The organism is Amycolatopsis plumensis (genome assembly GCF_042652605.1).
GTDB lineage: Bacteria > Actinomycetota > Actinomycetes > Mycobacteriales > Pseudonocardiaceae > Amycolatopsis > Amycolatopsis plumensis.
On sequence record NZ_JBHSJY010000001.1, the window covers coordinates 5,306,798 to 5,329,679 of the forward strand.

Sequence of the window (22,882 nt, forward strand, 5' to 3'; positions counted from 1 at the left end):
CAAGGCAACGCTGTGGCCAACTTACCGGGAAGGGCGGGCCGGTAGTCTCGCGGCTCGTGGAGACGACGGCGGCCGCGGTGGTGCTGGCCAGTGGCGCGGGCACCCGCGTCGGCGCGAAGCTGAACAAGGTCTACCTGCCCCTGGCCGGGCGGCGCGTGGTGGCCTGGTCGCTCGATGCCTTCCGCAAGGTTCCCGGCATCGGCGTGCTCGTGCTGGTCATCCGGCCGCAGGACCGCGAACTCGCCGACGAGGTGGCCGGCGACGGCGTCGAGATCGTGCACGGCGGCGACACCCGCCAGGCGTCCGAGCTGAACGCGCTGCGCCACCTCGCCCCCAGGATCACAGGCGGCCGGGTCGACGCCGTGCTGCTGCACGACGCGGCCCGGCCGCTGGTCCACCCCGAACTGGTCGGTGCGGTGCTGGCCCGGACACGCGAGGACGGGGGGGCTGTGCCGGGCCTGGCCGCGGACGACGTCGTCGAGGTGGATGCCGGGCACCTGGTCGCCCAGGTGCCCGGCGCGATCCGCGTCCAGACGCCTCAGGGCTTCCGGGCCGGACCGCTGCTCGAGGCCTACGAGAAGGCCGAGCGCGAAGGCTTCGTCGGAACGGACACTTCCTCGTGCATGGAGCGGTTCTCCTCCCTGCCGATCCGCTGGGTCCCGGGTGCTCCCGAGAACCTCAAGATCACCTATCCCCACGACCTCGTCGTCGCGGAGCGGCTGCTGGCCCGCTAGGCGCACGCGGGCGGCCCGCCGTCGTCTCCCTCCGTGGGCGTCCCGGTCGGCCGGATGGTCACGTCGTGGCGCAGTTCCGGCGGGATCCGGCAGTCCGGCTGTGGCCGGAGTGCCTGCAGCGGCGCGCCCGGGGTGCCGGGCTCCGCCAGGGTGAGCACCGCCCGCAGCGTCCACACCGGGCTGGCGTGGTACTGCCAGGTGACGACCTTCGGGCTGAACACGTCCGTGCCAGGGAAGGTCGGCACGCGGTAGGCGCTGGCCCGGTGCTCGTCGCGGAGGATGATGACGTCCGCGCAGGTCGGCCAGCGGTGCACGGCCGCGTAGACCTCCGGCGCCTCGCGGCCGCCGAACAGGTGCAGCACCCATTTGCGGCGCCGGAGTTCCTCGAGGAGTTCCTCGAGGCCCTGGCCGCTGGAGCCGGCGTGCGGTGTGGTCGGGGACACACTTTCGAGGGTAACTTGTGCACTAGAGCACAGTCCAGTGCGTGTACTAGTACACCTGGGTGGTTCTGAACAGGCCTTTGTGGGACACCCCCCGGCGTGCTAGAACACTTGTGCGTGTTTACCGGCGTGAGGAGCCGCCTTGCCCACCCTCGACCGCCCTGAGCCGCCGTACCTGCAGATCGCCGGCCGGATCCGGGACGACATCCTGTCCGGCCGGCTGCAGGAGGGCGACGCGGTGCCGTCCGCCCGCGAGATCGCGCGCACCTGGGCCGTCGCCATGGCGACGGCCACCAAGGTGCTGGCCACGCTGCGCTCGCAGGGCCTGGTGCGGCCCGTGCGCGGCGTCGGCACGGTCGTCGACCGCGGCGGCCTGCACCGCACGGCGCGCGATCGCGCTGCCGCGTCGGTGCGCACGGGCCGGATCTACCCGCCCGGCCACTACGCGGTGATCCGCTCGGCCGGCCTCGAGCCGGCGTCCGAGCGCGCCGCGGCCGCCCTCGGCCTGGAGGAGGGAGCCCCGGTGATCCGGCGGCGGCGTACCACCTACGGCCCGGACTCGCGGCCGCTGTCGACGTCGACTTCGTGGCTCGACGGTGCTCTGTCGGCGAAGGCGCCGGCGCTGCTGGTGGCGGAGCGCATCGTCGAGGGCACCGCGGCCCACGCGGCCGCCCGGCTCGGCACGAAGATCGCGACGACGCAGGAACGGCACGCGGCGGGGCGCGCGGGCGAGGAGGAGGCGGCCGAGCTCGGGCTGCCCGCCGGGTCGCCGGTGCTGCTGGGCCGGAGCACCTTCCTGGCGGCCGACGGGACGGTCGTCGAGTACGGTGAGTCCGCCGCCTTGCCCGACCACTGGGTTTTCTACGAGTACACGACTGAGGACGGCGAATGAAGCACATCCACGCGGGCAAGGTCCGTGACCTGTACGAACTCGACGGCGGGGACATCCTGCTGGTCGCGTCCGACCGCGTCTCGGTCTACGACGTCTCGCTGCCGACGCCGATCCCGGACAAGGGCAAGCTGCTCAACCAGCTCTCCGCCTGGTGGTTCGAGCGGATGGCCGACGTCGTCCCGAACCACGTCGTGTCGACCACCGACGTGCCGGAGCAGTTCGCGGGCCGCTCGATGCGCTGCAAGCCGCTGAAGATGGTCAAGGTCGAGTGCATCGCCCGCGGCTACCTCGCCGGCCTCGGCCTGCGGGAGTACCAGCGCGACGGCAAGATCTCCGGCGTCGCGCTGCCGCCGGGCCTGGTCGAGGGCGACAAGCTGCCGGAGCCGATCTTCACGCCGACGACCAAGGAGTCCGACACCGGGCACGACGAGTTCATGACCTTCGACGAGGTCCTGAACGAGATCGGCGAGGACACCGCGAAGCGGCTTCGCGAGCTGACGCTGGAGATCTACACGAAGGGCGCCGAACACGCGGCCGCCCACGGCGTCATCATCGCCGACACGAAGCTGGAGTTCGGCTTCGACGCCGACGGCACGCTGACCCTCGGCGACGAGGTCCTGACCTCGGACTCGTCCCGGTTCTGGCCGGCCGACGAGTGGGAGCCGGGCCGTCCGCAGCACGCGTTCGACAAGCAGTTCGTCCGCGACTGGTCGCGGTCGACGGGCTGGGACCAGACCCCGCCCGGGCCGGAGATCCCCGCGGACATCGTCGAGCAGACGCGGCAGCGCTACACCGAGGTCTACGAGCGGATCACCGGGAAGACCTGGGTCCGGGGCTGAAAAGCCCGTGAATGGCACACCGGGGGAATCGGTGTGCCAGTCACGGACTGGCGTCAGGGGCTCTTGGTGAGGGTGGCGTCGCGCTCGACGACGTCGCCGAGGACGTCGTCGATGGCGGTCAGCAGGTCGGCGTCGAGCTTCTTGCCGGCGGCCTTGACGTTCTCGTGCACCTGTTCCGGCCGCGAAGCCCCGATGATCGCGGAGGCGACGTTCGGGTTCTGCAGCACCCACGCGACGGCCAGCTGGGCGAGGCTCAGGCCGGCCTGCTCGGCGAGCGGTTCGAGCCGGGCGACGCGCTCGAGGACGTTTTCGTCGAGGAAGCGGGCGACCATGTCGGCCCCGCCCTTCTCGTCGGTCGCGCGCGAGCCTTCGGGGTAGGCCTGGCCGGGCTTGTACTTGCCGGTCAGCACGCCGTGGGCGATCGGCGACCAGACGATCTGGCTGAGGCCTTCGCGCTCCGAGGTGGGGATGACCTGCTCCTCGATGACGCGCCAGAGCATGTTGTACTGCGGCTGGTTCGACACGAGCGGGATGTGCAGCTCGCGGGCGAGGGCGGCGCCGCGGGAGATCTGCTCGGCGGTCCATTCGGAGACGCCGACGTAGAGCACCTTGCCCTGGCGGACGAGGTCGGCGAAGGCGACCATGGTCTCTTCGAGCGGGGTGTGCCGGTCGAACCGGTGCGCCTGGTAGAGGTCGACGTAGTCGGTGCCGAGCCTGGTCAGGGAGGCGTGCGCCGATTCCATGATGTGCTTGCGGGACAGGCCCTTGTCGTTGGGGCCCTTGGGGCCGGTCGGCCAGAAGACCTTGGTGAAGATCTCGAGGCTTTCCCGCCGCTGGCCCTTCAGGCCACGCCCGAGCACGGACTCCGCGGCGGTATTGGCATACGCATCAGCCGTATCGAACGTGGTAATCCCAGCATCCAGGGCGGCTTCGATGCACGCGCGGGCCTGGTCTTCCTCGACCTGGGAACCGTGGGTGAGCCAGTTCCCGTACGAGATCTCACTGACGTTGAGGCCGCTGCGGCCGAGACGACGAAACTCCATGGCCGCGAGCTTAGGCGGTAATCGTTTGCTCTGCTAACGACCTGGAGTGACTCCAGCCACGCGGACAGCAAGAAGCCGGGTCGAGCGTCGCTCGACCCGGCTTCTTCCAAGTCGCTCAGTTCGGGATCGGGTCCCCCGGCTTCAGCCGCGGCTTCGGCATCCGCAGCCGCCGGATCTGGGACGCCCGGACGAACGCGTACCAGCCGATCGACCGGCCGTTCACCGCTTCTTTCGGGAACTTCTCCCGCACCAGCTTCGCGATCTTCCGGCCGTTCACGAAGCCCTCGATCGCCATCACCAGCAGCATCGCCGTGCACAGCAGCGTGATGTACGACTGCACCTGGGGCAGCGGCACCAGCAGGGCCAGGAACACCACGATGGCCAGCGGCATGAACAGGCCGAGCAGGTTGCGCCGGCTGTCGACCAGGTCGCGGACGTACCGCTTGACCGGCCCCTTGTCGCGCGGCAGGAGCGCGCTGTCGTCGCCGCGCATCATCGCGTCGCGGCGGGCCTTGGCGGCCGCGCGGCGGTCTTCCTTCGTCTGGGGGTTCGCCTTGCGCAGCTCCTTGTTGCGCTTCATCGCCTCACGCATCGTCGTGGGCGGCGGCGCCACCGGGCCACGGCGCTTCGCCTCCGCCTCGCGGCGCTTCGGCGTAGCCTTGCCCTTACCGGGCGTGTACGCCTTGCCGGCGACGTCGACGGCTTCGGCCGTCTGCGGCTCTTCGGCGGCGGTGTCTGTGGTGCTTCGGCGCAGGAACCTCACCTCACCAGGGTATTGCAGGCGTCACGCCGCCGTTCACCAGGTCGATCCATGTGCGACCATGGTGGGGGAACAGATCGGACGTCCCCGGTGTTGAGCACGTCAGCACGAGGAGTATCCGCAGCGAGTTCGACTTTGATGAGGGAGTGCCATGACGACCGCTGAGCACGCCGGCGCGACGCAGGCCGAGACCGCCGAGGAGACCCACGGCGTCACGTTGACCGACGCCGCGGCTTCCAAGGCGAAGGCCCTGCTCGAGCAGGAGGGCCGCGACGACATGCACCTGCGCATCGCCGTCCAGCCCGGTGGCTGCGCCGGCCTGCGTTACCAGCTGTTCTTCGACGAGCGCACGCTCGACGGCGACCTGTTCCGCGACTTCGACGGCCTCAAGGTCGCCGTGGACCGGATGAGCGCGCCGTACGTGTCGGAAGCCGTCATCGACTTCGTGGACACGATCGAGAAGCAGGGCTTCACGATCGACAACCCGAACGCCACCGGCTCCTGCGCCTGCGGCGACTCGTTCCACTGAGCCGTCGGCCCGAAGAGCCACAGCACGCGAGAAGGCCCCGTCTCCCGGAAGGGAGGCGGGGCCTTCTCCGTTGCTGCGCAGATCGGGGGATCAGACGTAGGCGTCGAGCTCGGCCACCTGGGCGTGGCATGCCTCGTCGACCTGCCACGGTTCGGCCGTGACGGGGGCGGCCGGAAGGCTTTCGGCCTGGAGCGTCGCCGGGATGAAGGCACAGTCGGCGATCAGCTCGGACAGGGTCTCGGGTTCGGTGACGGCGTTCACGATTCGTAACGCTATTGATCCGCTCTCGACTGGAAAAGGAGTACCAGCCGGTAGTGTCGGCGGGGTACGCGCGAACTACCCGGATGGGTCATGACCCGGGGGTAACTTCGCGCCTTTTGCCGTGAGGTCGACCAGAAGGAGCAGCCGGTGGCAGACAGGGCCAGGATCGCGGTGTCCGGCAGTATCGCGACCGACCACCTCATGCACTTCCCGGGCAGGTTCGCCGAGCAGCTGGTCGCCGAGCAGCTGCACCGCGTCTCGCTGAGCTTCCTCGCCGACGACCTGGTGGTCCGGCGCGGCGGCATCGGCGCGAACATCGCCTTCGGCCTCGGGGTGCTCGGCGTCCAGCCGGTCCTCGTGGGCGCCGTCGGCGCCGACTTCGCCGACTACCGCTCCTGGCTGGAGCGGCACGGCGTCGACACCTCGGGCGTGCTCGTGTCCGAGGTCGCGCACACCGCGCGGTTCGTCTGCACCACCGACGAGGACCTCTGCCAGATCGCGACGTTCTACGCCGGCGCGATGGCCGAGTCCCGCAACATCGAGCTGTCGCCGATCGCCGAGCGCGTCGGCGCGCTGAGCCTGGTGCTGATCAGCCCGGACGACCCCGAGGGCATGATCCGCCACGCCGAGGAGTGCCGCCAGCGCGGGTACGCCTTCGCCGTCGACCCCTCGCAGCAGCTGGCCCGGATGACCGGCGAGCAGGCACGCGCGTTCGTCGCCGGCGCGAAGTACCTGTTCAGCAACGACTACGAGTGGGAGCTGCTGCTCCAGAAGACCGGCTGGACCGAGGCCGACGTCCTCGACCAGGTCGGCCTGCGGATCACGACGCTGGGCGAGAAGGGCGTCGAGATCGTCGGCAAGGACGGCGTCGCCCTGCAGATCGGCGCGGTCCCCGAGCGCACGAAGGCCGACCCGACGGGCGTCGGCGACGGTTTCCGCGCGGGCTTCCTGGCCGGCCTCGACGGCGGCCTCGGCGTCGAGCGCGCGGCCCAGCTCGGCTCGCTGATCGCGGTGCTCGTCCTGGAGACGGTCGGCACCCAGGAGTGGACGTTCGACCGCGCGGAGGCCCTGGCCCGCATCGGCGAGGCCTTCGGCCCGGACGCGGCGGAGGAGATCTCGGCGGTCCTCCCCGCCGCCTGACGCCCGCCCGGTCGTGAGTGAGAAACAGTGTTCTAACCCTGTTTCTCACTCACGACCGGCTGCGGCAGACCTCAGAGCTTGACCGGGTAGACCGGCTCGGGGATCTCCGGCTTGATGCGGTGCTCGACGAAGATGCCGTGCCACAGCATGAACACGATCAGCGCCCACAGCTGGCGGCTGCGGTCCAGCTGGCCCGCCTTGTGCTCCTCCAGCAGCGCCAGGATCGCCTTCTTGTCCAGCAGCTCCTCGGTGCGCGAATCGCTGATGATCCCGCGAGCCCAGTCGTACATCTCGTTGCGCAGCCACAGCCGGATCGGGACCGGGAAGCCCAGCTTGCGGCGGTTGAGCACGTGCGCCGGGATGATCTTGGCCAGGGCCTGGCGCAGCGCGTACTTCGTCGTGCCGTGGGCGAGCTTCTGGTCCAGCGGGATCGACGCCGCGACCTTGAACACCTCGGCGTCGAGGAACGGCACCCGCAGCTCCAGCGAGTTCGCCATCGTCACCTTGTCGGCCTTGACCAGGATGTCGCCGCGCAGCCACGTGTACAGGTCGACGTGCTGCATGCGGGCCACCGGGTCCCAGCCGCGCGAGACCTCGTACCAGGGCGCCGTGACGTCCTTGAAGCCGACACCCTCCTGGTACGTGCGAAGGACGTTCCGCAGCTGGTCGTCGCGGAAGTTGCGGGCGTTGCCGTAGTAGCGGTCCTCCAGCGGCAGCGCGCCGCGGCGCAGCAGGTCCTTGCCGCGGGTGCCCTCGGGGATCTTCGTCGACACCTTGCCGATCAGCTTCCGCATGCCGCCGGGGATCTTCTCGAACGGCGCCAGCGAGATCGGCTCGTTGTAGATCGTGTAGCCGCCGAACAGCTCGTCCGCGCCTTCGCCGGACAGCACCGCCTTGACGTGCTTGCGGGCCTCGCGGGCGATGAACCACAGCGGGACCAGCGCCGGGTCGGCCACCGGGTCGTCGAGGTACCAGACGATGAGCGGCAGCACCTCCATCATCTCGTCCGCCGACACCGTCCGGACCACGTGCTTCACGCCGATCGCGGCGGCCGACTCGGCGGCGACGTCGACCTCGGAGTAGCCCTCGCGCTCGAACCCGGTGGTGAACGCGATCAGGTTCGGGTTGTGCTCCTTGGCCAGCGTGCAGGTGGCCGTGGAGTCGATGCCGCCGGAGAGGAACGCGCCGACCGTGACGTCGGGGTCGGAGATCATGTGCTTGCCGACCGAGTCGCGCATCACATCGGCGATCCGCTGGTACAGCTCCTCGGCCTCGGCGGGCCCGTGGACCGGCTTCGCGCTGAACTGCGGGTGGAAGTAGCGCGTGAACTTCGCCTCACCGCCGGGCACCACCTCGAACGACGTCCCGGACTCGACGCGCCGGATCGCGGAGTGCAGCGACTCGGGCTCGGGCACGTACTGCAGGACCAGGTAGTGCTGCAGGGCGGTGCGGTCCAGCTCCTGCGTGACGCCGAGGACGTCCGACAGCTCCAGCAGGCTCTTCTTCTCGCTCGAGAACGCCACGCCGCCGGGGCCGGCCGAGTAGAACAGCGGCTTGATCCCGAACGGGTCGCGCGCGCCGAAGACCCGCTTCTCCTGCGAGTCCCAGATCATGAAGGCGAACATGCCGCGCAGGCGCTTCACCCAGTCCGCGCCGAGGTAGTGGAAGCCGGCGACGATGGCCTCGCCGTCACCCTCGGTCTCGAACTTCGCGCCGTGCTGCTCGGCGAGCTCCGCCCGCAGCTCGAGGTAGTTGTAGATCTCGCCGTTGAAGTTCATCGTGTACCGGCCCGGCGCCTCGGGCGGGCCCCAGACCAGCGGCTGGTGCGCGTGCTCGACGTCGATGAAGGCGAGCCGGTTGAAGCCGTAGACGACCTCGGCGTCGGCCCAGGTGTCCTGCTCGTCGGGGCCGCGGTGACGCTGGCAGCGCATGGCCGCGCCGACGGCGTCACGCGCGTTCGCAGCGTCGGTCTCGGTCGCGCAGATCAGTCCAAGCAGGCCGCACACGGGTACTCACACACCTTCAGGGTCTTCACCGGGCTGGGGGAAGGCCTCAGTATGCCGGGGCCGTCGTGGCGAGTACCACGCGCGTCGACGGTTACCCCTTAGTCAGCGGGACCGGTGAACTCGGCTAGAGTCCGGCTGTCACAAAGATCGGTCGTAGGAGGCTCTGGGTGAAAGGGCGAGGCGCAGTGGGACAACCCGAGCGCACCCTGGGGAAGCGGACCGTGCGCGTCGCCGCGCTGGCCGTGCTGGTCGCGCTGACCGCGACGGGCTGCTCCGGCGACGAGATCCTGCGGTTCGGCTGGCCGGTCGGTGTCACCGAACAGGCGAACCAGATGCGGACGCTCTGGACGTGGACCGTGGTCGCGGCGCTGGTCGTCGGCGTCATCGTGTGGGCCCTGATCTTCTGGACCGCCACGTTCCACCGCAAGAAGAAGACCGCCGACGGCGAGCCGGAGGAGCTGCCGCGGCAGTTCCAGTACAACATCCCGCTCGAGCTGTTCACGGTCGTCGTCCCGACGATCATGGTCTGCGTCCTGTTCTTCTTCACCGCGACGACGGAGTCGAAGGTCCTCGACAAGGTCCCGAACCCGGACGTCAAGGTCCAGGTCGTGGCCTTCCAGTGGAACTGGGAGTTCAAGTACGAGGACGCCAACGCGGCGAAGCCCGACGGCAGCGGCCAGGTCAGCACGGTCGGCTCGTCCGGCGAGATCCCGCTGCTCGTGCTCCCGGTGGGCAAGACCATCCAGTACGACCTGGTCTCCACCGACGTCATCCACTCCTTCTGGGTGCCGGAGTTCCACTTCAAGCGGGACGTCATGCCGAACCCGGAGAAGAACAACCAGGACAGCTCCTTCCAGAACAAGATCGACCGCGAAGGCTCCTTCGTCGGCCGGTGCGCGGAGCTGTGCGGCACCTACCACTCGGTGATGAACTTCGAGGTCCGCGCGCTGTCGGCGGACAAGTACGACCAGTACATCGAGCTGCGCAAGCAGGTGAACCCGGCGACGGGCCAGACGTTCACCGCCGCCGAAGCGCTGGCCAAGATGAACTGCGGCGAGCTGTGCACCCCGCACGCGGTGACCACCCAGCCGTTCAACACCGACCGCACGGCACGCACCGCGTCCAACTGACGCCCAGCGGACAACAGGAGTAGGAAAAGACCATGAAGGTCGAAGCCCGCATCTTCTTCATCGTGGCGATCTTCGCCGTGTTCATGGCGGGGGTCTACTGGGTGTGGACCGCGCTGGCCGCGACCCACGATGCCGAGCCGGTGGGCATCGTCGCGCTGTTCCTCACCGGTGGCCTGGCGTTCCTGGCGGGCAGCTACATGCAGTTCGTCGCCCGCCGCATCGAACCGCGCCCGGAGGACCGCGAGGACGCCGAGATCAGCGACGGCGCGGGCGAGCTGGGCTTCTTCAGCCCGGGCAGCTACTGGCCGATCGGCATGGCGGCCACCGCGGCGCTCGCTGCCCTGGCGCTGGCGTTCTTCCACATCTGGCTGCTGGTCATCGCGCTGGTCGCGCTGCTCATCACGATCGGCGGCCTGGTGTTCGAGTACCACACGGGCCCGTCGCACGACTGAGTCCCGAGTTCCGAACCGGCCGTCACGCACCCGCGTGGCGGCCGGTTTGCTGTCCACGGGAGGTCTGGGAGCGCCGCCGCGGTGCAGTGAATGACTCATTCCTTGCGTCCTACGTCAGGAATGAGTCATTCACTGCGGTTCAGCCGCGGAAGGCGGTGCGGTAGGACGACGGGCTCGTCCCGCGCAGGCGGCTGAACTGGTGCCGCAGCGCGGCCGCCGAGGCGTAGCCGCACGCCGCCGCGATGTCCTCCACCGACAGGCCGCCCTCCTCCAGCAGCGCCTGGGCGCGGTCCAGCCGCCGCTCGGTCAGCCAGCGGTGCGGAGTGGTACCCGTGGCGGCCGAGAAGCGGCGCAGGAACGTCCGCTCGCCCAGCCCGCTGCGGCGGGCCAGCTCCGCCACCGTGAACGGCTGGTCCAGCCGCCGCTCCACCCACTCCAGGGCCTCCGCGACCACGGCGTCGTCACCCGCCGCCGTCGCCGGCACGGGCGCCTGGACGAACTGCGCCTGGCCGCCCGCGCGGTGCGGGGCCGCCACCATCCGCCGGGCCAGCGTCGTGGCCGCCGCGACGCCGCGCAGCCGGCGGACCAGGTGCAGGCACAGGTCGACCGCCGCGACCGTGCCCGCGCTGGTCAGGATGCCGCCGTCGTCGGCGTACAGCGCCTGCGGGTCCACCTGAGCCGTCGGGAACCGCTGCCGGAACTCCGCCTCGTAGACCCAGTGGACCGTGCAGCGGCGGCCGTCGAGCAGGCCCGCGTACCCCAGCGAGAACACGCCCGCGCAGAACCCCGCCACCCAGGCGCCCCGCCCGGCGGCGTCGCGCAGGACGTCCAGCACCGGTTCGGGCGGCGGCGCGGTCCGGGGCGCGCACGTCGGCACGATCAGCAGGTCCGCCGACGCCGCGAAATCCAGGTCCCGCAGGCCGGAGAGCCCGAAGCCGGACCAGCTCTCGACCGCGCCCCCGGCCGGCGAGCAGACGGCGAAGTCCCAGCCCTCGATGCCGTCGGCGCTGCGGTCGGTGCCGAAGACCTCGCACGCGACCCCCAGCTCGAACGGCGAAACGCGGTCGGCGAGCACCACCGCGACCCGGTTGACGTCCATGGCGGCCAGTGTGTCACAAGTTTTGCGGCCGTTGTCATCTCTGACACTGGTCGCGGGGATCGAGTGCGACGAACCTGGTCGGCATGACGAACTCCGAAACCCGCCCGCTGCTCCAGTGGTCCGCGGCGATGGCGATGTCCGGCACGATCGGCGCCGTCGTCCTCGAAAGCGGCGCGGCCGCCCCGGCCGTGGCCTTCGCCCGCTGCTTCGTCGGCGGCGCGCTGCTCGTGCTCTGGTGCCTCTCCCGCGGCTGGCTGCAGGCCTGGCGGCCGTCCCGCCGCGACCTCGGCCTCGCCGTCCTGGGCGGGCTGTTCCTGGTCGGCAACTGGGTGCTGCTGTTCGCCTCGTACGCGCTGTCGTCGATCTCGGTCAGCACGGTCGTCTACCACACCCAGCCGCTGATCCTGGTCGGCCTGGCGGCGGCCTTCCTCGGCGAGAAGGTGGCGAAGAGCCACCTGGCCCGGGCCGCGATCGCGTTCGGCGGAGTGGCGTTGATCTCGCTGTCCGCCCACGGCGAGGACGGCAAACCGGTGCAGCTCGCCGGCATCGCCTTGGCCCTGGGCGCGGCGGTGCTCTACGCGGGAGCGTCCTTCGTCGCGAAGCAGCTGAAGCACATCCGCCCGCACCTGCTGGCCGCCGTGCAGACGACGGTGGGCGCGCTGGTGCTCGCACCCCTGCTGCTCGTCACGCCCCTGCCCACCACGACTTCCGGGCTGCTGTGGCTGGTTCTGCTGGGCACGGTCCACACAGCACTGATGTACGTGCTGATGTACGCGAGCATCGGCAAGCTGCCGACGACGACGGTGGCGCTGCTGTCCTACCTGTACCCGGTGGTGGCGGTGCTGGTGGACATCGCGTTCTACGGCCACCGTCCGAACTGGCCGGAGGCGCTGGGCATGCTCGCGGTCCTGGCGGCCGCGCTGGCCCCGCAGCGCCGCCGTCCGGCCGCCGCACCGGAGAAGCCGGCCGGTGCGGCGGCCGAGCCGGCCGGGCGCTGCCGAGCGGGTGAGCGGGTCAGCTGAAGGCGATCCAGCGGTCCAGCAGCGCGGCCGCGGCGCCCGAGTCGATCGCCTCGGCCGCCCGCGTCAGGCCGGCCCGCAGGTCGTCCTCCAGGGACTCCGAGAAGCCCGTGAACGCCGCGAGGGCCGCCGCCGCGTTGAGCAGGACGGCGTCGCGGACCGGGCCCGGCTTGCCGCCCACCAGCTCGCGGACCACCTCGGCGTTCGCCGCCGCGTCGCCGCCGCGCAGGTCCTCCGCCGTCGCGCGGGGGATGCCCACGGACGCCGGGTCGAAGCTGCGCTCGGTGACCGTGCCTTCGGAGACCACCCACACGGTCGACGTGGTCGTCGTGGTGATCTCGTCGAGGCCGTCGTCGCCGCGGACCACCAGGGCGCGCGTGCCGCGGCGGGCGAACGTCTCCGCCAGCACCCGCGTCTTGTCCGGGTACGCGCAGCCGATCAGCGCGGCGCCCGGCTGTGCCGGGTTGGTCAGCGGGCCGAGCAGGTTGAACGTGGTCGGGATGCCGAGCTCGCTGCGCACCGGGCCGGCGTGCCGCAGCGCCGGGTGGAACGCCGAGGCCAGGAAGAACCCGATGCCGACCTCGGTGAGGCTGCGCTGCACGTCCTCCGGCGGCAGCGAGATGGTCACGCCGAGCGCCTCGAGGACGTCGGCCGCGCCGGACTTCGAGGACGCGCTGCGGTTGCCGTGCTTGGCCACCGGCGCGCCCGCCGCCGCGGTGACGATCGTCGCCATCGTCGAGATGTTCACCGAGTTGGAGCCGTCACCGCCGGTGCCGACGATGTCGACCGCCGGGCGGTCCAGCTCGACCCGCTTGGCGTGCGCCAGCATCGTGGCCGCCATGCCGGCGATCTCCTCGGGCGTCTCGCCCTTGGCGCGCAGCGCCACCGCGAACCCGGCGATCCGGGCCGGGCTCGCCGCGCCGCTCATGATCTGGTCCATCGCCCACGCCGTGTCCTCCGCGGAGAGGTCGGCGCCCGCGATGAGCTGCTTGAGCAGGGGTGGCCAGGTGCGGGGGACCGGGGTGGTCACCGGGCTCAGCCGTTCACGACGGGGACCCGTCGCGCGCGCAGCACGTCGGCGACGGTCTCCGCGGCGGTCAGCGGGTCCAGCGGGTGCACCAGCACGGCGTCCGCCTGCGACCAGGTGGCCAGCCACCGGTCGTCCCTGCGCCGCACGGCGACCACGATCGGGGGGCAGTCGGTGATTTCACTCTTCAGCTGGCGGCACAGGCCGATGCCGCCGGTCGGCTGGGCCTCGCCGTCGAGGATCGCCAAGTCGACGTTCCCCTCGTCCACCTCGGCCAGCACGTCGGCGATGCCGGCCGCCTCGACGTACTCCACGCGCGCCAGGTCCGCCGCCGGACGACGGCCGACCGCGTTCACGATCGCCTCGCGCACCTCCGGCTTGTGGCTGAACACCAGGACCCGCATCGACTGCTCGCCCATTGAGCACGCCCTCTCTCGTCACCGCACGACTCGCACGCCGATCGTATCGGCCGAGACCGACATCACGCGGTCGGCTCCGGCTGTTGCGCGTCCCAGCCCAGCGCGTCGCCGCCCAATCGTTGCGCGAGGCCCGCCATCCGGGACCGTTCCTGGGCGCAGTGCAGCGCGTCGAGGACCTGGACGCGCACCGCGAGCACCCGCGCCGGATCACCCGGATCGGCCTGTTCCCGCAGCTCATAGCCGTCCTGGGCGAGGATCGACGCCGCCTCTTCGAGCCGGTCCGGCGGCAGCAGCAGGTGGTGCCGCAGGACGGCCGGTGCCGTGCTGACCCAGTCGGGTGAAGCGGCGAGGACGGCGGAGTCCGCGACGACCGGGTCGAAGGCCTCGGCGACGATCTTCAGCCCGGGCGCGTCAGCGCTCAGACCGGGCGTTTCCCGCTTCTTGACCAGGTCAAGCAGGCGGTCGAGTAAACCCATGAGTAGCTCTCACCTTCCCGGGCATCCGGTGTGATCGGTTACGCAGACGGCTCGCCGTGGACCCACCCGGCGGAGCGGCGGTGCGAGAGGACATAATGCGACGCGTGACAACGGCAGCTCCCACCATCAGTCAGCGGGTCCACTCGCTGAACCGGCCGAACATGGTCAGTGTCGGCACCATCGTGTGGCTTTCCAGCGAGCTGATGTTCTTCGCCGGACTGTTCGCGATGTTCTTCACCGTCAAGGCGCAGAACTCGTCCGGCCAGTGGCCGCCGCCGCTGCACGACGAGCCGTTCCACCTCAACGTGGCGTACGCGATCCCGTTCACGGTGATCCTCGTGCTGTCCTCGCTGACCTGCCAGTTCGGCGTGTTCGCCGCCGAGCGCGGTGACGTCTACGGGCTGCGCCGCTGGTACATCATCACGTTGATCATGGGCGCGATCTTCGTCGGCGGCCAGGCCAACGAGTACCACAACCTGGTCGAAGAGGGCATGACGATCCCGTCCGGCCCGTTCGGGACCGTCTTCTACCTCGCCACCGGGTTCCACGGCCTGCACGTCATCGGCGGGCTCATCGCCTTCGTGTACCTGCTCATCCGCACGAAACTGAGCAAGTTCACGCCCGCCCAGGCCACGTCGGCGATCGTCGTGTCCTACTACTGGCACTTCGTCGACATCGTGTGGGTCGGCCTCTTCGGTGTGATCTACCTCCTCCCGTAGGTCGCACCCAGCCGCCACCACCTTCACCATCGGCCTGAACTGACAGCAAGGGTTGCCGCAAGATGACCACCAGCACCAAGTCCTCGGAGCGCCGCTACCGCGCGCGGTCGAAGCTGCGGAGGCGGTTCGCCGGCCTGCTCGCGCTCGGTATCGCGCTGGTGGGCGCCGGCGCCCTGTACGCCGTGTTCGCCCCGGAGCCGCAGACCGCGCAGGCCCAGGGCACGCCGGCGCAGCTGCGCCTCGGCGAGCAGGTCTACAACAACACCTGCATCGCCTGCCACGGCGCGAACCTCGAGGGCGTGCAGGACCGCGGCCCGAGCCTGATCGGCATCGGCGACGCCGCGGTGTACTTCCAGACTTCTTCGGGCCGCATGCCCGCCGCGCGCCAGGAGGCGCAGGTCGAGCGGAAGCCGCCGAAGCTGACCGAGGCCGAGATCGACGCGGTCGGCGCCTACATCCAGGCGCACGGCGGCGGTGTCCAGCGTCCCGCCGAGAAGGGCGAGGCCCTGCGCGGCGACGACCCGGCCCGCGGCGGCGAGCTGTTCCGCCTCAACTGCGCGTCGTGCCACAACTTCACCGGCCGCGGCGGCGCGCTGTCCGCCGGCAAGTACGCGCCGAACCTGGACCCGGCCAGCGAAGAGCAGATCTACACGGCCATGCTCACCGGCCCGCAGAACATGCCGAAGTTCTCCGACCGTCAGCTGTCGCCGGAGGAGAAGAAGGACATCGTCGCCTACGTGAAGTCGGTGTCGGACGGCAACAATGACCCGGGTGGTAACGGCCTCGGCGGGGTCGGCCCCGCTTCGGAGGGCGTGATCGCCTTTATCGTCGGGATCGCCGCGCTGATCGGCGTGACGTTGTGGATTGGATCGAAGGCATGAGTGCCGAGGGGCCGAAGCCGCCGTCGGAGGCGGAGCTGGCTGAGATGGACCGCGACCAGCTGCTGAAGCTGGGCGGGCAGCTCGACGGGGTCGAGATCGTCGAGTACCCCACCCCGTGGCCCGTGGAGGGCACCCGGGCGGAGAAGCGGGCCGAGCGCCTGGTCGCGTTCTGGTTCGGCCTGTCCGCGCTGGCCGGAATCGGGTTCGTCGTCTCGCTCATCTGGTGGCCGTGGAAGTACGAGTCGCCGGACAACGAGAGCGGCCACTTCTGGTACAGCCTCTACACCCCGATGCTCGGCATCACGCTCGGCCTGGCCATCCTCGGCCTGGGCATCGGCGTGATCCTGTACACGAAGAAGTTCGTGCCCGCCGAGGTCGCGGTGCAGCAGCGCAGCGACAACCAGGGTGGGGGATCGGCCGAGGTCGACCGCCAGACGATCCTGGCGCACCTGGCCGACGCCGGGAACCGCAGCACCATCGCCCGCCGCTCGCTGATCAAGCGCTCGGCGATCGCCGGTGCGGGTGCGCTCGGCCTCGCGGCCGCGGCGCTGCCCGTCGCGTCCTTCATCAAGGACCCGTGGAAGGACAGCGAGTCCCGCGACTCGCTGTGGCACACCGGCTGGCAGCCGAACTTCCCCGGCGAGAAGGTCTACATGCGCCGCGCCACCGGCAAGCCGGTCGAGGTCGAGCACGGCAAGGAGACCGAGATCTCCCTGGTCAAGGCCGAGGACCTGGACGCCGGCGCGATGGAGACGGTGTTCCCGTTCCGCGAGTCCGAGCGCAACGACGCGGAGGCGCTGGCCAAGGCGCTGACCCGGGTCGACAACCCGGTCATGCTGATCCGCCTGCGCCCGACCGACGCCGCCAAGGTGGTCAAGCGGGCCGGCCAGGAGGACTTCAACTTCGGCGACTACTACGCGTACACGAAGATCTGCAGCCACGTCGGCTGCCCGACCTCCCTGTACGAGCAGCGGACCAACCGCATCCTGTGCCCGTGCCACCAGTCGCAGTTCGACGCCCTCCACTACGCCAAGCCGATCTTCGGCCCGGCGACCCGTCCGCTGGCCCAACTACCGATCACGGTGGACGAAGAGGGATACTTGATCGCGCGAGGCGACTTCATCGAGGCCATCGGTCCGGCCTTTTGGGAGCGTAAGTCATGAGTTCACTCACCACGCCGACCAAGGGCTCGAGTGCCGTCGAGCGGCACCTGGGCGAGGCCGCGAACAACGCCGACCAGCGGTACCACCTGGCCAAGGGCCTGCGGCACCAGATGAACAAGGTGTTCCCGACCCACTGGTCGTTCCTGCTGGGCGAGATCGCGCTCTACAGCTTCATCATCCTGCTGCTCACCGGTGTGTACCTGACGCTGTTCTTCGACCCCTCCATGCAGGAGGTCGTCTACCACGGCAGCTTCAAGAACATGCAGGGCCTGGAGATGTCCCAGGCGTTCCGCACGACGCTGGACATCTCGTTCGACGTCCGCGGCGGCCTGTTCATGCGGCAGCTGCACCACTGGGCCGCGCTGATCTTCGTCGCGTCCATGGCCGTCCACATGCTGCGCATCTTCTTCACCGGTGCGTTCCGGCGGCCGCGTGAGGCGAACTGGGTGATCGGTGGCCTGCTGCTGATCCTGGGCTGCTTCGAGGGCTTCTTCGGCTACTCGCTGCCGGACGACCTGCTCTCCGGTACCGGTATCCGCGCGACGCTGTCGGGCATCGTGCTCTCGGTGCCGGTGGCCGGCACCTGGATCCACTGGGCGCTGTTCGGCGGGGAGTTCCCCGGCGACCAGATCATCCCGCGCCTTTACACGCTGCACATCCTGCTGATCCCGGGCATCATGCTGGCCCTGGTCGGGGCGCACCTGGCGCTGGTCTGGTACCAGAAGCACACGCAGTTCCCGGGCGTGCGCCGCAAGGAGACCAACGTCGTCGGCGTCCGGATCATGCCGTACTTCGCGCTCAAGGGCGGGGCGTTCTTCACCCTGGTCGTGGGCGTGCTGGCGCTGATGTCGGGCCTGTTCCAGATCAACCCGGTGTGGAACTTCGGCCCGTACAACCCGGCGCAGGTGTCGGCGGGCTCGCAGCCCGACTGGTACATGGCCTGGGCCGACGGCATGCTCCGGATCTGGCCGGCGTGGGAGGTCTACCTCGGGAACTACACGATCCCGGCGGTGTTCTTCCCCGGCGCGGTCGGCATGCCGATCCTGTTCGGCCTGCTGCTGACCTACCCGTTCCTCGAGCGGAAGCTGTCCAAGGACACCGCGCACCACAACCTGCTCCAGCGGCCGCGTGACGCACCGGTCCGCACGGCGCTGGGCGCGATGGCGCTGGGCTTCTTCATGGTCATCGAGCTGTCCGGCTTCAACGACATCATCGCCGACCAGTTCGACATCTCCCTGAACGCGACGACGTGGGCGGGCCGCATCGGCGTGCTGATCGTGCCGCCGCTGGCCTACTACTTCACCTACCGCATCTGCCTCGGCCTGCAGCGGGCCGACCGCGAGGTGCTGGAGCACGGTGTCGAGACGGGCATCATCAAGCGGCTGCCGCACGGTGAGTTCATCGAGATCCACCAGCCGCTGGCGGGCGTGGACAGCCACGGCCACGCGGTCGCGCTCGAGTATCAGGGCGCGTCGGTGCCGAAGAAGATGAACAAGCTGGGTTCGGCCGGTCACGCGGTGCCGGGCACGTTCTGGTCCCCGGACCCGGCCGAGGAGACCGCGGCGCTGCAGCGGGCCAACGGCAACGGGCACTCCGGAGCCGAGAACGGCCAGCACGGCCAGCACGGCGAGTTCGACTCCGCCGAGACGGCGTCGACCGCGAAGCAGTCGGACCACTAGGTCCACCGAACGACGAAGGCCACCTCCTGCGCGGAGGTGGCCTTCGTCGTTCTCGGCTCTGGCCGGTGCTAGTCCTCGACGCCGATCGAGAAGGCCGATTCGGTGTCGGCGCGGCTGTAGGACCGGAACGCGATGTGCGTGACGGTGTCCAGCACTCCCGGCACCTTGCCGATCTTCCCGGGGATCAGGTCGGCCAGGTCCTCGTGCGTGGACACCTGCACGGTGGCGATGAGGTCGACGTCCCCGGCGCACGAGTAGACCTCGCCGACGCCCTCGATGTCGGCGATCGCCTGCGCCGCGTCCGGGATCGCGTCCGCCTCTGCCTGGATCAACACGATCGCGGTGATCACCTGGGTCCTCCAAGACTCGTCTGCGGGTGTCGCCCGCGATCCTAGCTACGCCGCGGTGTGGGCCAGCCAGTGCGCGGCGAGTGCTTCGTCGCCGGTGATCGTGACGCGGTCCGCGGGGAGGCGCCGGGTGAACACGAGCAGGAGGTCGGCGACCGGGCCGGTCAACGTCACGTCCGCGGGCCGGCTTTCGCGCGTCCACCGGACGCCGTCGGGGGTGCGGGTGATCAGCCAGCCCGGGCCCTCGCCGGGGTCCAGGAGGAGGGTCTGGCCGGTGCCGCGCAGCTCGGCGAAGCCCGGCTTGAGGCTCGCCGTGACGGGGTCGGACAGCAGTTCCAGCCACTCGCTGATCGCGTCGGCGGCGAGGTCCGGGGCCACGGTGAAGCTCTTGCCGGCGGCCAGGGCCGCGTCGGCGTGGTGGACGGTGGTGTCGTGCAGCATCCGCCGCAGCCAGAACCCGGCCGGCTGCGGGCCGAAGAACGTCCACACCGGGGTGTCGGCGGCGGCCTTGACGGCTTCTTCGAGGTCTGCGGCGCCTTGGTTCAGCCAGTCGGACCACTTGTCAGGAGTGCCCGGGTCGGCGTCGAACGGGTCCGGGACCGGCGAAGGTCCGGTGCGGACGATGCTCGCGGCCCAGCGGTGTGCCTGGCCGACGTGGCCGACGAGCACCCGCAGCGGCCACTCCGGGCAGGTGGGGACTCGTCGGTCCGGATCGGCGTTCTCGACGGCCGCGGCGAACCCGGCGGTGTGCTCGCGGAGGCCTGCGGCGAGTCTCGTGTTGTCCATGGCCGTACCGTAGGAATTCCACCCGGCTGGAGGTTCGACGGAAGGTGACCGGAAACACACTGGGGATCGGTGAGCTGGCGCGCCGGACGGGCGTGCCCGTCCGCACGATCCGGTTCTACTGCGACGAGGGCGTGCTCGAACCGGTGCGCAGCGCCGGCGGCCACCGCCGCTTCGACGGCGCGGCGATCGACCGGCTCACCCTGGTGCGCCGCCTGCGCGGGCTCGGGCTGGGCCTGCGTCCGATCACCGACGTCCTCGCCGGTCGCCGTTCCCTGGAGGAGGCGGTGGCGGCCGAGCGGACGGCGCTGGACCGCGAGCTGGCGACCCTCAACTGGCGGCGTTCGGTGCTGCGGGCGGTCTCGGAGGTGGCACCCGCCGACCGCGCGGCGCGCCTGGAGCTGCTGTCCGCGGTCGAGGACGGGTATGCGGCGCACGAGACGCTGGTGCGTCTCTGGCGCCCGATGACGACGGGCCCGATCCCGCCGGACACGGCCCGCATGTTCCTGGACATGAGTGCCCCGCAGCCGCCGTCCCAGCCGACGACGGGCCAGGTGGTGGCGTACGCGGAGCTGGTGCTGCTCGCGGCGGACGCCCGGCTGGCGTCGTCGCTCGCGGAGAGCACCCTGGCGGGCCACGACCGCATCGCGGACCTGGGCGCGCTCCACGCGGAGGTGGGGGAGGCGTGCATCCGGGCGGCGGTGCGCATGGCGGCAGGGGCCCCTCCTGCCCCGGGGCCGGAGCTGGACCGTTTCGTGGCGGCCCACGCGTCGGCCCTGGGAGCGGCGGACAGCCCGACGTTCCGCAGGGCGCTCAACCACCGGACGGCCCCGGACCGCAACCCGCGGCTGAGGCGCTACTGGCACCTGGCGGGGGAGATCACGGGGGAGGAGGTCCCGATGGGCCTCGCCCACACCTGGCTCCTGGACGCCCTGAACACCTCAGTCGCCTGACCCACCCAGCCGCTTCCGCTCACCTGGTGGGTCGGCCCACGTACCTGGAGGGTCGGCCTGCGTACCCAGGCGGTCGGCTCGCGTGCCTGGAGGGTCGGCTGGCGTACCCAGGCGGTCGGCTTGCGTCCTTGACGGTCGGCTTTGGACCGACCCTTCCGGTACGCAGGCCGACCCTTGGGGTACGCAGGCCGACCTTTCCGGTACGCAGGCCGACTCTTCCGGTACATCCCCGCGGAAGGCGGAGTCCGGCGAAGCCGCGGGGGTTAGGCGGCGGAGGATGTCTGGATGCAGTGAATGACTCATTCCTGGCGTCCGACGCCAGGAATGAGTCATTCACTGCGTTGGGGCGCGGTGGCCGATGTCCTCAGTGGATGTGTTCCAGGGAGTGGGCGTCCGCGACCAGGTCGAGCCATCCCCGCCAGCCCGCCACCGCGGCCGGCTCCGCCCACGGCCGGGTCGTGCGGACCAGCCTGACCCCCGGCCGGGCGAGCCAGCGCAGCAGCACCCCCACCTCCTCCGGCGGCGCTCCGTGCAACGGCCCCGGCTCCGGGAGCACCGTCTCCGCCGACGCCACCAGCGCCTCGACCACCGGCATCGGCGGTACTCCGCGCCGGGCCACGCCCGCCGAGGCCAAGCGGCCGTAGCGGATCACCGCCAGCTCCCAGCCGCCCGCTCCGTCCGGGCCCGCCGCGATCAGCTCGCCGATCGACGCCAGCGACGCCTGCCGGTGGGCCCGGCCCAGCGCCCGGATCAGGCCCGCCAGCTCGTCGCGGTGGCGGGCCGCCTGCTCGTAGTGCTGACCCGCCGCCAAGCGCTCCACGTGGGCCGCCGCCGTGTGCAGCGGCCCGCCGTCCACGCCCGCGATCAACCCCGACACCGACTCGACCGCCGGGCCGTACGCCTCCACGCTCTGCCGTCCCGCGCACGGCGCTCCGCAGCGCCCCAGCTCCGCCAGCACGCACGGGGTGCCGTTCGCCGAGCGCGGTGAGATCCGCTGCGTGCACGTCCGCAGGCCGGACGCCCCGGCCAGGGTGTCCGCCGTCACGCGGGCGTCCGCCTGGTTGCGGAACGGGCCCAGCACCCCCGGCCGCGGCAGGCGGACCACCGACAGCCGCGGGAAGGCCTCGTCCGTCAGCCCGATCCACCAGCCCTGGTGCCGGTTCTTCGACCGCCGGTTGTACGCCGGCCGGTGGGCCGCGATCAGCCGCAGCTCCCGCACCTCCGCCTCCAGCGCGTGCGCGCACACCACGTGGTCGACGCGCTCGGCGAGCGCCACCATCTCGCGGATCCGGCTGCGGTTCTCCGAGCCCGTGAAGTACGTCCGCACCCGCCGCCGCAGGTCCTTCGCCGTGCCGACGTACAGGACCTCGTCCTTCGGCCCCTTGAACAGGTAGACGCCCGGCGCCGCGGGCAGGTCCGCCGCCAGGTGCCGCTTCGCCCGCTGGGCGACGGTCACCTCCGGCAGGTACCCCATCAGCTCCTCGAGCGAGTGCACGCCCAGGTTCCCGACCCGCTCCAGCAGGCCGTGCAGGACGTCCACGGTCGCCCGCGCGTCGTCCAGCGCGCGGTGCGTCGGGCGCGTCCTCGCCCCGAACAGCAGCGCCAGCGCCGTCAGGTTGTACCGCCCGACCTCGTCCCGCGGCACCACCCGCCGCGCCAGCCGGACCGTGCACACCACCGTCAGCTTCGGCCACGCGTACCCGTGCCCCTCGCACGCCGCCCGCATGTGGGAGGTGTCGAAGCCGGAATTGTGCGCCACCAGCACCGCACCCCCGATGAACTCGAGGAACGCCGGCAGCACCTCCTCGATCGGTGGCGCGTCGTAGACCATGGCCTGGGTGATCCCGGTCAGCGAGACGATCTGCGGCGGGATCGGCGCGCCCGGGTTCACCAGCGTCGCGAACTCACCCAGCACCTCGCCGCCGCGCACCTTCACCGCCCCGATCTCGGTGATCCCCGACGGCCCCGGCGGGGCCCCGGTCGTTTCGAGGTCGAAGACGACGAAAGTGGTGTCCCGCAAGGGAGTTCCGAGCTCGTCGAACGCGAGCTGAGCCTGGACCGAACGCATGAGCGGGACTGTAGGGGTGACCA

Annotated in this window: 25 protein-coding genes; 13 read left to right on the plus strand and 12 right to left on the minus strand. The window is 70.8% G+C overall.

What is annotated here, in order from left to right; all coding sequences use genetic code 11:
• Window positions 1–56 precede the first annotated feature (56 nt).
• A complete protein-coding gene (locus ACFPLC_RS25710) occupies window positions 57–734 on the plus strand; it encodes an IspD/TarI family cytidylyltransferase (protein WP_378203552.1) in 678 nt (225 codons plus the stop codon).
• Here ACFPLC_RS25710 and ACFPLC_RS25715 read toward each other — a convergent pair.
• Window positions 731–1,177, minus strand: coding sequence for a hypothetical protein (locus ACFPLC_RS25715; RefSeq protein WP_191317004.1), 447 nt, complete (start codon window positions 1,175–1,177; stop codon window positions 731–733). The genes ACFPLC_RS25710 and ACFPLC_RS25715 overlap by 4 nt on opposite strands.
• Window positions 1,178–1,316: 139 nt before the next feature.
• Between ACFPLC_RS25715 and ACFPLC_RS25720 the strand changes: the two genes are divergently transcribed.
• Window positions 1,317–2,066: a GntR family transcriptional regulator gene (locus tag ACFPLC_RS25720; RefSeq protein WP_191317005.1), complete on the plus strand. Its 750-nt coding sequence runs from the start codon at window positions 1,317–1,319 to the stop codon at window positions 2,064–2,066.
• Window positions 2,063–2,905, plus strand: coding sequence for a phosphoribosylaminoimidazolesuccinocarboxamide synthase (locus tag ACFPLC_RS25725; RefSeq protein WP_378203548.1), 843 nt, complete (start codon window positions 2,063–2,065; stop codon window positions 2,903–2,905). Before ACFPLC_RS25720 ends, ACFPLC_RS25725 begins: the two co-directional genes overlap by 4 nt.
• A 53-nt stretch (window positions 2,906–2,958) precedes the next feature.
• On the opposite strand, the gene ACFPLC_RS25730 is transcribed toward ACFPLC_RS25725, so the two are convergent.
• Window positions 2,959–3,948, minus strand: a complete 990-nt coding sequence (locus tag ACFPLC_RS25730; protein WP_378203545.1) for an aldo/keto reductase family protein — start codon at window positions 3,946–3,948, stop codon at window positions 2,959–2,961.
• Window positions 3,949–4,063: 115 nt separating this feature from the next.
• Complete coding sequence (locus tag ACFPLC_RS25735; RefSeq protein ID WP_378203542.1) at window positions 4,064–4,711, minus strand: DUF3043 domain-containing protein; 648 nt, start codon at window positions 4,709–4,711, stop codon at window positions 4,064–4,066.
• Window positions 4,712–4,859: 148 nt separating this feature from the next.
• Between ACFPLC_RS25735 and ACFPLC_RS25740 the strand changes: the two genes are divergently transcribed.
• Window positions 4,860–5,237 carry a HesB/IscA family protein gene (locus ACFPLC_RS25740; protein WP_004562664.1) on the plus strand — a complete coding sequence of 126 codons (378 nt, stop codon included), beginning with the start codon at window positions 4,860–4,862 and terminating at the stop codon, window positions 5,235–5,237.
• Window positions 5,238–5,327: 90 nt separating this feature from the next.
• Here ACFPLC_RS25740 and ACFPLC_RS25745 read toward each other — a convergent pair whose 3' ends face one another.
• Complete coding sequence (locus ACFPLC_RS25745) at window positions 5,328–5,498, minus strand: hypothetical protein (protein ID WP_378203539.1); 171 nt, start codon at window positions 5,496–5,498, stop codon at window positions 5,328–5,330.
• A 147-nt stretch (window positions 5,499–5,645) separates the two neighbouring features.
• Here ACFPLC_RS25745 and ACFPLC_RS25750 point away from each other — a divergent pair, with 147 nt between their 5' ends.
• Window positions 5,646–6,638: a carbohydrate kinase family protein gene (locus tag ACFPLC_RS25750; RefSeq protein WP_378203536.1), complete on the plus strand. Its 993-nt coding sequence runs from the start codon at window positions 5,646–5,648 to the stop codon at window positions 6,636–6,638.
• 71 nt (window positions 6,639–6,709) lie between these two features.
• Here ACFPLC_RS25750 and asnB read toward each other — a convergent pair whose 3' ends face one another.
• Window positions 6,710–8,644, minus strand: coding sequence for an asparagine synthase (glutamine-hydrolyzing) (asnB, locus tag ACFPLC_RS25755; protein WP_378203533.1), 1,935 nt, complete (start codon window positions 8,642–8,644; stop codon window positions 6,710–6,712).
• Window positions 8,645–8,829: 185 nt separating this feature from the next.
• Between asnB and ctaC the strand changes: the two genes are divergently transcribed.
• Window positions 8,830–9,774, plus strand: a complete 945-nt coding sequence (ctaC, locus tag ACFPLC_RS25760; protein ID WP_378203530.1) for an aa3-type cytochrome oxidase subunit II — start codon at window positions 8,830–8,832, stop codon at window positions 9,772–9,774.
• Window positions 9,775–9,806: 32 nt separating this feature from the next.
• Window positions 9,807–10,226: a cytochrome c oxidase subunit 4 gene (locus ACFPLC_RS25765; RefSeq protein WP_378203527.1), complete on the plus strand. Its 420-nt coding sequence runs from the start codon at window positions 9,807–9,809 to the stop codon at window positions 10,224–10,226.
• A gap of 139 nt (window positions 10,227–10,365) precedes the next feature.
• On the opposite strand, the gene ACFPLC_RS25770 is transcribed toward ACFPLC_RS25765, so the two are convergent.
• Window positions 10,366–11,325, minus strand: a complete 960-nt coding sequence (locus ACFPLC_RS25770) for a GlxA family transcriptional regulator (RefSeq protein ID WP_378203524.1) — start codon at window positions 11,323–11,325, stop codon at window positions 10,366–10,368.
• An 83-nt stretch (window positions 11,326–11,408) separates the two neighbouring features.
• Here ACFPLC_RS25770 and ACFPLC_RS25775 point away from each other — a divergent pair, with 83 nt between their 5' ends.
• Complete coding sequence (locus tag ACFPLC_RS25775; protein ID WP_378235936.1) at window positions 11,409–12,347, plus strand: DMT family transporter; 939 nt, start codon at window positions 11,409–11,411, stop codon at window positions 12,345–12,347.
• Here the strand turns inward: ACFPLC_RS25775 and trpD are convergent.
• From trpD to ACFPLC_RS25790, 3 genes are all read right to left on the minus strand, one after another.
• Window positions 12,340–13,374: an anthranilate phosphoribosyltransferase gene (trpD, locus tag ACFPLC_RS25780; protein ID WP_378203518.1), complete on the minus strand. Its 1,035-nt coding sequence runs from the start codon at window positions 13,372–13,374 to the stop codon at window positions 12,340–12,342. The two genes, ACFPLC_RS25775 and trpD, sit on opposite strands and share 8 nt — an antisense overlap.
• A 5-nt stretch (window positions 13,375–13,379) precedes the next feature.
• On the minus strand, window positions 13,380–13,790 hold the full coding sequence (locus ACFPLC_RS25785) for a response regulator (protein WP_378203515.1): 411 nt from the start codon (window positions 13,788–13,790) through the stop codon (window positions 13,380–13,382).
• A gap of 62 nt (window positions 13,791–13,852) precedes the next feature.
• Complete coding sequence (locus ACFPLC_RS25790) at window positions 13,853–14,266, minus strand: hypothetical protein (RefSeq protein WP_378203512.1); 414 nt, start codon at window positions 14,264–14,266, stop codon at window positions 13,853–13,855.
• A gap of 95 nt (window positions 14,267–14,361) precedes the next feature.
• On the opposite strand from ACFPLC_RS25790, the gene ctaE reads away from it, so the two are divergent.
• The 4 genes from ctaE (at window position 14,362) to qcrB (ending at window position 18,708) form a co-directional block, all read left to right on the plus strand.
• On the plus strand, window positions 14,362–14,985 hold the full coding sequence (gene ctaE / locus ACFPLC_RS25795; RefSeq protein ID WP_191316685.1) for an aa3-type cytochrome oxidase subunit III: 624 nt from the start codon (window positions 14,362–14,364) through the stop codon (window positions 14,983–14,985).
• A 62-nt stretch (window positions 14,986–15,047) separates the two neighbouring features.
• Complete coding sequence (gene qcrC, locus ACFPLC_RS25800) at window positions 15,048–15,866, plus strand: cytochrome bc1 complex diheme cytochrome c subunit (RefSeq protein ID WP_176175746.1); 819 nt, start codon at window positions 15,048–15,050, stop codon at window positions 15,864–15,866.
• A complete protein-coding gene (qcrA, locus tag ACFPLC_RS25805) occupies window positions 15,863–17,029 on the plus strand; it encodes a cytochrome bc1 complex Rieske iron-sulfur subunit (protein ID WP_378203508.1) in 1,167 nt (388 codons plus the stop codon). The genes qcrC and qcrA overlap by 4 nt, the downstream gene beginning before the upstream one ends.
• A complete protein-coding gene (gene qcrB / locus ACFPLC_RS25810; protein WP_378203505.1) occupies window positions 17,026–18,708 on the plus strand; it encodes a cytochrome bc1 complex cytochrome b subunit in 1,683 nt (560 codons plus the stop codon). Before qcrA ends, qcrB begins: the two co-directional genes overlap by 4 nt.
• Before the next feature lie 68 nt (window positions 18,709–18,776).
• Here qcrB and ACFPLC_RS25815 read toward each other — a convergent pair whose 3' ends face one another.
• Window positions 18,777–19,058, minus strand: coding sequence for an Lrp/AsnC family transcriptional regulator (locus ACFPLC_RS25815; protein WP_191316689.1), 282 nt, complete (start codon window positions 19,056–19,058; stop codon window positions 18,777–18,779).
• A gap of 45 nt (window positions 19,059–19,103) precedes the next feature.
• Window positions 19,104–19,841, minus strand: a complete 738-nt coding sequence (locus tag ACFPLC_RS25820; protein ID WP_378203501.1) for a maleylpyruvate isomerase family mycothiol-dependent enzyme — start codon at window positions 19,839–19,841, stop codon at window positions 19,104–19,106.
• Window positions 19,842–19,885: 44 nt separating this feature from the next.
• Here ACFPLC_RS25820 and ACFPLC_RS25825 point away from each other — a divergent pair, with 44 nt between their 5' ends.
• Complete coding sequence (locus ACFPLC_RS25825; protein ID WP_378203498.1) at window positions 19,886–20,791, plus strand: helix-turn-helix domain-containing protein; 906 nt, start codon at window positions 19,886–19,888, stop codon at window positions 20,789–20,791.
• A 364-nt stretch (window positions 20,792–21,155) separates the two neighbouring features.
• Here the strand turns inward: ACFPLC_RS25825 and ACFPLC_RS25830 are convergent, their stop codons facing one another.
• Window positions 21,156–22,859: a DEDD exonuclease domain-containing protein gene (locus tag ACFPLC_RS25830; protein ID WP_191316692.1), complete on the minus strand. Its 1,704-nt coding sequence runs from the start codon at window positions 22,857–22,859 to the stop codon at window positions 21,156–21,158.
• Window positions 22,860–22,882 lie beyond the last annotated feature (23 nt).

What these genes read in the sequence shown, in the direction of transcription:
- ACFPLC_RS25725 (WP_378203548.1), top strand. Translation starts at nt 2,063, where the DNA reads ATGAAGCACATCCACGCGGGCAAGGTCCGTGACCTGTACGAACTCGAC.
- ACFPLC_RS25730 (WP_378203545.1), bottom strand. Translation starts at nt 3,948, where the DNA reads ATGGAGTTTCGTCGTCTCGGCCGCAGCGGCCTCAACGTCAGTGAGATC.
- ACFPLC_RS25740 (WP_004562664.1), top strand. Translation starts at nt 4,860, where the DNA reads ATGACGACCGCTGAGCACGCCGGCGCGACGCAGGCCGAGACCGCCGAG.
- ACFPLC_RS25765 (WP_378203527.1), top strand. Translation starts at nt 9,807, where the DNA reads ATGAAGGTCGAAGCCCGCATCTTCTTCATCGTGGCGATCTTCGCCGTG.
- ACFPLC_RS25770 (WP_378203524.1), bottom strand. Translation starts at nt 11,325, where the DNA reads ATGGACGTCAACCGGGTCGCGGTGGTGCTCGCCGACCGCGTTTCGCCG.
- ACFPLC_RS25775 (WP_378235936.1), top strand. Translation starts at nt 11,409, where the DNA reads ATGACGAACTCCGAAACCCGCCCGCTGCTCCAGTGGTCCGCGGCGATG.
- ACFPLC_RS25785 (WP_378203515.1), bottom strand. Translation starts at nt 13,790, where the DNA reads ATGGGCGAGCAGTCGATGCGGGTCCTGGTGTTCAGCCACAAGCCGGAG.
- ACFPLC_RS25790 (WP_378203512.1), bottom strand. Translation starts at nt 14,266, where the DNA reads ATGGGTTTACTCGACCGCCTGCTTGACCTGGTCAAGAAGCGGGAAACG.
- ctaE (WP_191316685.1), top strand. Translation starts at nt 14,362, where the DNA reads ATGCGACGCGTGACAACGGCAGCTCCCACCATCAGTCAGCGGGTCCAC.
- qcrC (WP_176175746.1), top strand. Translation starts at nt 15,048, where the DNA reads ATGACCACCAGCACCAAGTCCTCGGAGCGCCGCTACCGCGCGCGGTCG.
- qcrA (WP_378203508.1), top strand. Translation starts at nt 15,863, where the DNA reads ATGAGTGCCGAGGGGCCGAAGCCGCCGTCGGAGGCGGAGCTGGCTGAG.
- qcrB (WP_378203505.1), top strand. Translation starts at nt 17,026, where the DNA reads ATGAGTTCACTCACCACGCCGACCAAGGGCTCGAGTGCCGTCGAGCGG.
- ACFPLC_RS25820 (WP_378203501.1), bottom strand. Translation starts at nt 19,841, where the DNA reads ATGGACAACACGAGACTCGCCGCAGGCCTCCGCGAGCACACCGCCGGG.
- ACFPLC_RS25830 (WP_191316692.1), bottom strand. Translation starts at nt 22,859, where the DNA reads ATGCGTTCGGTCCAGGCTCAGCTCGCGTTCGACGAGCTCGGAACTCCC.